At 69.2% G+C, this 8,668-nt stretch carries 11 protein-coding genes and 2 pseudogenes; 2 read left to right on the forward strand and 11 right to left on the reverse strand.

Going from position 1 to position 8,668, the window contains the following annotated elements; translation table 11 throughout:
* Positions 1 to 239: 239 nt before the first annotated feature.
* Together ADK86_RS43760 and ADK86_RS11630 are read right to left on the reverse strand one after the other, a co-directional pair.
* Positions 240 to 731 (reverse strand): hypothetical protein, encoded by a 492-nt coding sequence (locus ADK86_RS43760; RefSeq protein WP_199834390.1) that lies wholly within the window; start codon positions 729 to 731, stop codon positions 240 to 242.
* Positions 732 to 796: 65 nt separating this feature from the next.
* A complete protein-coding gene (locus ADK86_RS11630) occupies positions 797 to 1,573 on the reverse strand; it encodes an alpha/beta fold hydrolase (protein ID WP_053696523.1) in 777 nt (258 codons plus the stop codon).
* A 111-nt stretch (positions 1,574 to 1,684) separates the two neighbouring features.
* On the opposite strand from ADK86_RS11630, the gene ADK86_RS11635 reads away from it, so the two are divergent.
* Entirely contained in the window at positions 1,685 to 2,512 is an 828-nt protein-coding gene (locus tag ADK86_RS11635) for a helix-turn-helix domain-containing protein (RefSeq protein WP_053696524.1), read from the forward strand.
* Between the two features lie 531 nt (positions 2,513 to 3,043).
* Here ADK86_RS11635 and ADK86_RS11640 read toward each other — a convergent pair.
* The 7 genes and pseudogenes from ADK86_RS11640 to ADK86_RS44375 form a co-directional block, all read right to left on the reverse strand.
* The gene (locus ADK86_RS11640) at positions 3,044 to 3,328 is read right to left on the reverse strand and encodes a hypothetical protein (RefSeq protein WP_053696525.1); all 285 of its coding nucleotides are present in this window, start codon (positions 3,326 to 3,328) and stop codon (positions 3,044 to 3,046) included.
* Positions 3,325 to 3,501, reverse strand: a complete 177-nt coding sequence (locus ADK86_RS11645; RefSeq protein WP_159393831.1) for a hypothetical protein — start codon at positions 3,499 to 3,501, stop codon at positions 3,325 to 3,327. Before ADK86_RS11645 ends, ADK86_RS11640 begins: the two co-directional genes overlap by 4 nt.
* Before the next feature lie 626 nt (positions 3,502 to 4,127).
* Positions 4,128 to 4,487, reverse strand: a complete 360-nt coding sequence (locus tag ADK86_RS11650; RefSeq protein ID WP_053696527.1) for a hypothetical protein — start codon at positions 4,485 to 4,487, stop codon at positions 4,128 to 4,130.
* Between the two features lie 734 nt (positions 4,488 to 5,221).
* A complete protein-coding gene (locus tag ADK86_RS11655) occupies positions 5,222 to 6,046 on the reverse strand; it encodes an rRNA adenine N-6-methyltransferase family protein (protein WP_234345814.1) in 825 nt (274 codons plus the stop codon).
* 567 nt (positions 6,047 to 6,613) lie between these two features.
* Positions 6,614 to 7,177, reverse strand: a complete 564-nt coding sequence (locus ADK86_RS11660; RefSeq protein WP_053696528.1) for a dihydrofolate reductase family protein — start codon at positions 7,175 to 7,177, stop codon at positions 6,614 to 6,616.
* Positions 7,178 to 7,270: 93 nt separating this feature from the next.
* Positions 7,271 to 7,411: a hypothetical protein gene (locus ADK86_RS45625; RefSeq protein ID WP_420718842.1), complete on the reverse strand. Its 141-nt coding sequence runs from the start codon at positions 7,409 to 7,411 to the stop codon at positions 7,271 to 7,273.
* Between the two features lie 82 nt (positions 7,412 to 7,493).
* A pseudogene (locus tag ADK86_RS44375) lies at positions 7,494 to 7,586 on the reverse strand (recombinase family protein); the annotation flags it as partial.
* 19 nt (positions 7,587 to 7,605) lie between these two features.
* On the opposite strand from ADK86_RS44375, the gene ADK86_RS43070 reads away from it, so the two are divergent.
* On the forward strand, positions 7,606 to 7,770 hold the full coding sequence (locus tag ADK86_RS43070) for a hypothetical protein (RefSeq protein WP_159393832.1): 165 nt from the start codon (positions 7,606 to 7,608) through the stop codon (positions 7,768 to 7,770).
* A gap of 74 nt (positions 7,771 to 7,844) precedes the next feature.
* Here ADK86_RS43070 and ADK86_RS43075 read toward each other — a convergent pair whose 3' ends face one another.
* Together ADK86_RS43075 and ADK86_RS44380 are read right to left on the reverse strand one after the other, a co-directional pair.
* Complete coding sequence (locus tag ADK86_RS43075) at positions 7,845 to 8,264, reverse strand: hypothetical protein (protein WP_159393833.1); 420 nt, start codon at positions 8,262 to 8,264, stop codon at positions 7,845 to 7,847.
* Positions 8,265 to 8,569: 305 nt separating this feature from the next.
* Positions 8,570 to 8,668: pseudogene (locus tag ADK86_RS44380) on the reverse strand (dehydrogenase); the annotation flags it as partial.

The following is an 8,668-nucleotide window of genomic DNA, read 5'->3' on the forward strand; positions in this document are numbered from 1 at the left end:
CAGCCCGCCACCATCGGGATACCTCATCCCTCCGGCATACCGAGGACACCACCAGCCGTCACCGGGACAGAGAACTCCCACCATTAAAGATCTCTAGCTGCACAGCGACATCGCCGCTGAGAGCGTGCGGGCGACCGTCATCACCTCAGCGCCGCCTGCGCCGCACGTTGCTCCACGGCCCAAGACCGACGATCCACAAGCGCGGGATGCAGGCGTCACTGCGTGGTGCGCGTAACCGGTCATGGTTGTGCGCACCACGCAGGGCGCCGACGGGCCACTGGTAGGCGGCCCGCGCGGGCCCAGTAGGCTCGTACGGCGGCCTCAGCCGGCCCGTACGGGGCCCTGTAGTTCGATGTGGAAGCCGCCCGGAAGACGGGCTGGCGGTGAAGGTTGCCGTCGAGCAGGTCGGCGCGTTCCCGCAGGTCGATCAGGCGATGGAACCGCTCGAAGTACGGGATGGCCTCGTGCGGCTCGTCGCTGCGGTCCTGTGTCACCCACCCGATCAGGTACATGAGTTGCGAGGCAGCGGCGTAGAGCCGACGGCCGGTCGCCTCGTCGAAGCGCCCAGTGAGCCACGGCCCGGCGTCGTGGCGGAGGTAGCTGAGTGCCAGGTGGCGCACGTGGCTGCCGCCGTACTCGGCAGCGAGATCGCCCAGAGTGTGGACCATGGTCAGTACGGCCTCCGCATCGCTCTGGCCGACACGTACGGCACCGGCGGAGGCGTTACGCATCCGGCGGGCGATCGCGTCGGGGGCAGGGAGGCCGATGGCGGAGAAGGCGGTGCCGCTGGAGACGGTCAGGCGGCCGGCGCGAATGCGGTGATGGCCTCGACAAGGTCGGCCGGGGCTTCCAGCGGGATCAGGTGACCGGTGTGGGGGACCACCACGAACTCGGTGTGGGAGAGGTAGGGCAGCAGGTTGTCGCGGAGTACGCCGACGGGCTCCACCTGGTCGTGTTCTCCGGCGACGACGAGAGCGGGCACGCTGACCCTGCGCGTGTGCTCGGTGATGTCCTGCGCGATGCCGCGCAGCGGCCACTCGGTACGGGCGGCGTCGGTGACGGTCCGCGAATCGGTCACGATCTGCGCCTTGACCGACGCGGGCAGCTCGGTCGCGGTGAGGACGTGATCCCGTGCCCCGGCCACGGACTCGGCGGAGTCGTAGGCGTGCGAGAGGGTTTCCTGGTACTCGGGAGTGACCTGTGCGGCGGGCTTCGCCGGGCCGGAGCCGACGAGGACGATACCGCGCAGGCCGACCGGCCGGGTGGCCGCGACCAGCTGTGCGACCTTGCCTCCCATCGAATGCCCCACCAGGACGTAGTCGGTGGCCCCCGCGTCCGCGAGGACGGCGAGCGTGTCGTCGGCGAGCTGACCGAGCGTATACGGACCGGGCAGAGCGCTCGACCGGCTCCATCCGCGGAAGTCGACCGTGAGCACGTCACGGCCCGCCAGGCGGTCGACGACGAGGTCCCAGGTGCGGGCGGAACCGCCCCAGTAGTGCAGGAACACCAGGGTCGGTCCGGTCCCCGGCCGATGGTCGTAAGTGGGCAGAAGCATCTGCTGCGTCGTGTTCATGGTGGCTCTTCCGGTCGGTGCTCCGGGCGGTTGCCCTGTGTATTCATTGAAACTTCCGCACCCGGGCGGGGCATCGGCGTGACTGGTCGCCCGATGGTGGAAACTGGACACGTGAGCGTGATCCGGCACATGACCTACCAGCCCGCGGGACGCCGCGCCGCCTCGGTCGAGACGATGACGTTCGGCCGCCTTCGCGAGCTGAACGACGGCGGCACGCAGCGCGCCGACTTCCACGTCCTTGCCGTCATCGACGCCGGACCCGGCTCAGTCACGGTCGATTTCCACCGTTACCCGCTCCAAGACCGATCGGCGGTGTGGATTCCACCCGGCGCGGTGCACCGATGGGACGACATCGCCGACGTGGCAGGGCACCTCGTGCTGTTCGTGCCGACCGCGCCGGTTACCCACGCCACCCGAGAAGTTGTCGCCTCCCCGGACCCGGCCGCGCACTGGAGCATCCCCGACGCCGACTGGCCCTTCGCCGATGCGGCGCGGAGCCATCTCCTCCTCGAAGCATCCGCCCCACCCAGTGACTCCCGGACGGAGCTGCCCGAAATCCTGCTCTCCGCGCTCATCACCCGACTGCACCCACCGCACGCCGAACCACGGCTCACCCATCCGGTGTTCCGGCTGTTCCGCTCCAGCGTCGAAGCACACTTCCGGCAACACCACGACGCCGGCTACTACGCCCGTACGCTGGGATACGCGCCTCGCACCCTCTCACGAGCGGTGCAACAGGCCACCGGCCGCACCGCGAAGGCGTACATCGTCGAACGGATCACCCTGGAAGCCAAACGGCTCCTCGCACACGACCGCCTCACCGCCGCCCGCTGCGCCGACATACTCGGTTTCCCCGACGCGTCCAACTTCTCGGTGTTCTTCCACAAGGCCACAGGAGAACGCCCGGGCGCGTGGCAGGCGACGGCAGCCGCCGAGTGAGGAGGCGCCCACAAGAACACCCACCCCCATGATCACGTGGCGTCACAACCCCGTGATCACCGGAACCCTAAGGCGGGCAGGTTGTGGACCCGCTCTCGATCAAGGGCCCGCTCTGTCTCGGCTTGCGCCTGCCGGTGGGGCCAGCGGGAGAGCGCCTAGGTAAGCGGAACTGTGAGCAGTGTCGTGAATTCGCTGAAATGACGTTGAGTACAGTCACGTAAGCGACGATGCCTCCTGGGCGCGCTTCAACTGCCTTGGATACACGGGGAGCATGATCGGGGCGCCGAGCGACCCGGTACACGAGGACCGTGGCCGCGAACAGCCCATTCCCCCTCATGCCGTTGCCTGCGTAGGCGGCGGCACACGCGGCGAGGGAGACGGCCGTGAAGCCGCCGGAGAGGACGAGGAAGTTAGCGAAGGGCGGACACGTACCGGCTCCAGACGCGTGGGGGCGCCCGGCTACGCCCCGGAGACCGTGCACTGCCGGGTATCGAGCGCCCTTACGTCCCGCCCTGCGACGCAGGATGACGCTCACGACCACCAGCACCACCAGGAGCGCCGCCGGGGGAGCGGCCGGAACTCCTCGCTCTCCTTCGCCCACGGCTCGTTCTTCCGCGCCCGGTACTCGGCGCGCGAGTACCGGGCGTACGCGCCCCACGAGCGGCGCCCGAAGGTGATGGCGGGGCCGACGACGCCGTACGGTCGCGTGCTGCTGCTGTAGGTGTAACCGATCGCGAACCAGGTATCGGGCCCCGTCGACCAGGTGCCGATCGTCCAGCGGCCGAAGTCGACGAACCGGACAGGCGAGCGCTTCACCGGCCGGCCACCGCCGTCATGACGCGCGCTCCGTCCGAGGTGAGCCGATACAGCCGGTCGTCCGGGCAGCGCACAGCGACCTCGTCAGGGAGCTGCGGCCGATGCACCTTCCACCCGGCCGCGTACGACTCGCGCGGATGGTCCTCGAACCAGCCGTTGCACGGCGTGCCCACCAGCAACAAGTTGTGGGCTTGATTGACCCACGGTTCCCGAGCGGCCCCCCCATCCCGCGGTTAACACGGTGGTGGATCGTCAGCCGGTGCAGCGAACCGCAGCGGACGCACCGGCCGCCGTCGCGTTGACGAACGAGTACGCGGACTGTGTCCGAGGGGACGGCGGCGCGCCGTCTGGGCACGAGCAGGTGTCCGTCCTGCCCGCCGCGGGTCCGTACGAATGCGGTCTCGGAGGCGGCGGGGCGAGGGCGGGAGCGTGGAGTCGGACGCGGCTTACGTTGCGCTGTCCGGCGGCCGAGGTCTTGGGCTACACCCGGCTGATCACGTGCGGGCAGGCGCCAAGGGGGGCACGAGCCTGCGGGGGTGCCGGGCGGCGGAGCGCCGCGCAGGGGCCTTCACGACGGGGCTGCGATCGCTTCAGCCGCTTCCGCAGACCCCGGGGCGTCCGCCAGGTCGCCGAATCCTATGGAAGCCCCTACCGCACCGCGAGCGACCCAGCGTGTCCCACCAGCCCCACCAGCGCCCGTCTCGGGGCGGGCGCTGGCAGAGCCGGGACGGGCGGGTTTAGCGACGGGCCCGTCCCCGTGAGTGAAGGCTGTGTGACCGCTCGCCTGGTCGCATCGCTTCTACTTGCATTTGGGCGGCTCGTGCGCCCCCTCGAGCTTGATGGCCGTTGCCACCACGTACCCGTCCTTCCCCTTGAAGGACACGTGGTAGAACTTTTCTTTCTTCGGCTGGTGAATCCAGCATTTCAGCACAACCACATCGCCCGTCTTCAGAGCCTGCACGGGCTTGCCACTCTTATACATGTGCGTGTTCTTAGTGACGGTGCCCTTGATCTCCGCCATCTGATGGCTTGGGGACTGCGCCGCGCTGGCATCCTGCCGGGTTTCGGGGGCGTCCGCGGCGGCCGCGGTGATGCCCGCGCAGCCGAGCATGGTGGTGGCGGCCAGCGTGACCGCGGTCAGTATTCTGCGTGTTCGCATCAGGCACTCCTTCGATTGACGCTCTCAAAGCCCTGAATGCTTCGGATAAAGTGGGCGAAACGCTGGACCCGCCGGTAGCTGTTCCGATCACCCGAATGGACACCGCGAAGCTGCGTGCCAGGCCGGGCGCAGCTCCACTAGACCTTTGACCTGCGGTTCCATCACCCCAACAGGCCGGTCGGTGCGCTCCGCAAGCGCCGTCTCATCTCCCACTCGTAGAACCGGCTGAGCCCGGTGACCTGACGCTCCCAGAACGAGGCCGCCACTCGCTCATTCAGCGAACCGGGCAACCGACGCTCGGCGTACGTACCGAGCGTCGCCACCAGCTCCCACCGCGTACCGAAAACTCCGACGCGGTGCCGGGCAGCGAGACCCCACGCAACGACCGCCACGACAGGACTGCGACCGTCTCAGCCGCTCTTGGGGCTTCCGCCGGGGCACCCCAACCCTGCGGAAGCCCTCCGCACCGCCACGCGATCCCGCATGTCCCGCTAGCCCCACCAGCCACAAACTCGTGAAATACGCCCAACGAGCGGGGTCTTTGCGGCCACCAACAACCACCACAACCCGCGCGCCCAGGCCGAGAGCCCGGCGCGCGGGCACAGCGCAGCACGGCCGGATGGCGGGCCCTGCTCTCCCACGCCGGGACACACGTCGCCGTGACGGCGCTCGTGCTCGGTGTCCTGGTAGCGGCCGCCTGACCAGAGCTGTGTGAGGCTTCCCCGGAGGGAGTGTCAGCGCAGACGAATACGCTGCTCTCCGGCATCCACACTCAAGTCCAGGTCGCGGAGGGTGAACCAACCCAGCTCGCTCCACTTCCGGTACTCGCGCTGGCCGCGGGCGAGCATGAAGGAGACGCGGGTGACGAAGTCCCCCTCGGCACCGCCCTTGCCGTCGGCGACCAGGCGCGCCAGCGCCTGAATAGCGAAGGGCGTCACCATCGGGGTGACGATGACGGCGCCCGGCGTGGCCTGGTCCAGCCACGCCTGCGGGATCTTGCGCACGCACACGGTGGAGATGATCCGGCTGTACGGCGCCCGCTCCGGATACCCGAGTTCGCCGTCCCCCGTAACGACGAGCGGAACCCCGCCCTCGCCCCGGTGCTGGCGCAGCGTCCGCGCGGCCCGCTCGGCGATGTCCGGCTGGATCTCCACGCTGACCACGTTCGTCGGGGCGACGCGCTGGGCGAGCAACGCGGCGTTGTAACCGCTGCCGGTGCCGATCTCCAGCACCGTGTCACCCTCCTGCGGGTCCAGGTAGTGCAGCATGTTCACGACGACCGAAGAGCAGGAGACCGAACTGGTGAAGTGGCTCGATTCCGCGGGCCCGTCGGCCGGTACAGCGCCGTCGTCGATCTGCGTGATCAGAGGCGTCGTCGGCTCGTACACGGCCTCCAGCCACCGCTCAGGATCGGCCTGACGGTCCAGCAGCGGGCGCGGGTCCTTCAGCTCGTCGCTTTCACGGGGCCCCCGCCATACGCGGTTGGGCACGAAGGGCTCCCGCGGCACCGCCAGGTACGCCGCCCGCAGCCAGGGCCGGCCGTGGAAATAGCCGCCCACGTACTCGTCGATCTGTCGGGCGCACCGCTCGCGCAGCTCGGTCGCGTCCGTCGTCCCCCCCCCGTGACTTACTCGCCGGACGCGCCGCCGCCCATTTTGTCGTCGTCCTTCGGGCGCAGCCACTCACAGCCGCCAAATGCCGTTGCACCGCGGCCGCCAGAGAACCTTCGACGCCGACAATGCGTTCACACGCGGCCAGAATGCGTTCGTACAAAGGGATGGCGCGGCTGAGGTCCCCTGCCGAATCGTAGGCGTCGGCCAAGTTGTTGGGCGATGCCAGCGTGTCAGGGTGACAGGACGGTAGCGCGCTTGTCGAGCTGGTCGAAGAGCTGATGGGCGAGGCGAGCTCGTCGTCGGCGCGTACCGGGTCGGCGAAGGCGGCCACCAGGGCGGGGAGGGGAGGGGCTGGGCGATGGCGTGCTCGCCCGGGGCATCGTGCTGTTCGGCAGAGGCAATCGGCGGAGATCTTGCTACCTGTGATCCGGCAGGGGTATCACGATCGCCTCGAAACACAGTGCCGCGAGATCCTTGGGCGCCCGAAGCCCGCGCCGGTCCGACGACGAGCACTCAGCGCCTGGTCTCGTACCTGGTCAGGACCACGCCGCCGGGAAACGTCCGGGTCTCCACCAGGGTCAGGTTCACCCAGTTGTCCAGGGCTGTGAAGAACGGCGTGCCGCCGCCCACCAGGACCGGATGGGTGACGATCGCGTACGCGTCGATCAGCCCGGCCCGCATGGCCGCCGCGGCGAGTGTGGCACCGCCGATGTCCATGGGGCCGCCGTCGCCGGCCTTGAGCCTGGTGATCTCGGTGACCGCGTCGCCGGTGACCAGACGGGTGTTCCAGCCGACCGTGCCGGCCGTAGAGGAGAACACCACCTTCGGCATGTCCCGCCAGCGGCCGGCGTACTCGATCGCCGCCGGTGTGGCACCCGGCTGCTTGTCGGCGGTCGGCCAGTGGGAGCTCATCGTCTCCCACAGCTTGCGCCCGTACAGCGCCAGGCCCGTCGCGTCCACCCGGTCGGACCACCACTGGAACAGCTCGTCACTCGGCACGCTCCAGCCGAGGTCGTCGCCGGGCGCGGCGATGTAGCCGTCCAGGCTCTGGTTCATGGCAAAGGTCAGTTTCCGCATGGCGTCAGCCTTCCGTGAGCCGGTATTAGGCGTACAGACCAGCACGGTGCGGAACATCATTCTCCGGGCAGGCAAGCAGGCCGCGGGCATGACCTACCCGCTTCTCCGCCATCGCTGGCGGGCGGCCGAGTCGGGCACCGCGGGGGCGCGAGCAGCGTCCAGGCCCTCGTCGGTGCCCTGCGTGCTGAGCCTGCGAATGAACTCCGCCAAGGTCGCGAACACGTGGAAGACCATGCGTCCGCCGGGCGTGGTCGTGTCGAGCGTTCTTATGTAGCGAGGTGAAGCCGACGCCGCGCTTGCGCAGGCCGGACATGATCGCGACGAGGCCCTGGCTGGAGTGGCCGAGCCGGTCCGGCGACGGTACGACGAGGGTGTCGCCCTCGCGCAGGTAGTCGAGGGCCTTCCGCAACTCCTCGCGTTCGGCGTTCTTGCGGGACGGGCTCGGCTATCCTCGCCGCGACGGCACACGGCCCGTCACCCGGCCCGTCACGGCGGAGGTCGCCCTCGGCACCATCCGCCTCCGCCACCCCACCCTGCGCCACCTCCGGATGCGCACCGACCTGCTGCCCGGCGCAACACCCGACGACCGCTGATAGACGCCGGCTGACGCCCTTTGTACTGATCCGCCCGGCACCCCTGTACCGGGGGCTGCTGTCCACCGTGAGGTTCATGGTGGACAGCAGCTCCTCGACATGCCGGGCAAGGCCGCCGACATCTTCCGCGCCGCCGAGCTGGACGACACCGAAAGTGCCGCGCTCGACCAGGGCGTCACCGTCTGGTTCGGCTTGAACCACCACGAGTCCTTCTGTCCGCAGTGGATGGTGTACGGACTCCCGTCCCCGTAGTCATGGGGCAGGGCGAAGTTGGGGGTGTGCACGTATGTGCCGTGCTGGTTGCGCCCGCCGACGTTGGCCTTGGTGAAGGTCTTCCCGTAGCTGTCCTTGACGCAGATCCATGCCTGGTAGTTGCGCGCGGCTGCCGCCGCCTCCGTCGGGGCCGCAGATACGGGCGTCACCGCTCCCGACAGCATGGCCAGTGCCGCGGCCGAAACGGCCGCCCCCGCCCAACGCCCCCCGGTCCATCGCACGTTCGCGCTCCTTCCAATCGCCACTGGCGGTCCGTTCCGCCAACCGTCGAAAAACTTGCTGTCGCGCTCAACTCCGGTGCCTACGGGTCCCGAGCCGAGCGCGCGGTTGATCGGAGGCTGTCAAGCCCGGGCCCTCGATGTCGTCAGCCGGACGTGGCAATGGGGGTAAATCGAGGCGGTACGGCGCGTACGCCTCTGGTTGGAGGGAAAGCCCACACGGGTCATCCCTGCGAGATCACCGCCGTATGCGGCTGGTGACGGCGTTCTTACCGGCCTTGTCTTCGTCTTCTTGGCGGCTGCCGGTGTCACCAGGGGATGACTCCGTCGTCGTTGAAGAACGAGCCGGTCGGGCCGCCGTCGGGCAGCGTGGCGAGCCGGATTGCCGTGGCCGCGCCCTGCTCGGG

It is taken from the genome of Streptomyces sp. NRRL F-5755 (assembly GCF_001279365.1).
Taxonomy (GTDB): Bacteria; Actinomycetota; Actinomycetes; order Streptomycetales; family Streptomycetaceae; genus Streptomyces; species Streptomyces rimosus.